The sequence below is a fragment of the Acinetobacter calcoaceticus genome (assembly GCF_051947995.1).
Taxonomy (GTDB): domain Bacteria; phylum Pseudomonadota; class Gammaproteobacteria; order Pseudomonadales; family Moraxellaceae; genus Acinetobacter.
Genome location: NZ_JBLVVH010000031.1, coordinates 1 through 277, shown reverse-complemented (window position 1 = coordinate 277; position 277 = coordinate 1). Strand labels below are relative to the sequence as shown.

At 63.5% G+C, this 277-nt stretch carries 1 pseudogene; it reads right to left on the bottom strand.

The window, feature by feature from the left end:
* A pseudogene (gene pchP / locus ACNQO6_RS18425) lies at window positions 1–277 on the bottom strand (phosphorylcholine phosphatase); the annotation flags it as partial.

The following is a 277-nucleotide window of genomic DNA, read 5'->3' as shown; positions in this document are numbered from 1 at the left end:
GCAGGGTGGTGACGCCGATGACGTTCTCCGGCTTGGCGTTGTAGCCATACCTGGGGTCCGCCGCGACCATCCGCACCAGTTCCTCATGGGCCGCGCTGATCACGTAGACCTCGATGCCGTTTTCCATCAGCTTGTTGTACAGCTCGCGCTCGCCGCTGAACACGCGCGGCGGCTCGACGTCGAGCGTGGCGAGCTTGTCGCCGTCGTAATAGGTGGCGGGGATCGGCTTGCCGTAGGCCATCAGTTCGTCGACATAGCCCTTCAGTTCCCTGAGGGT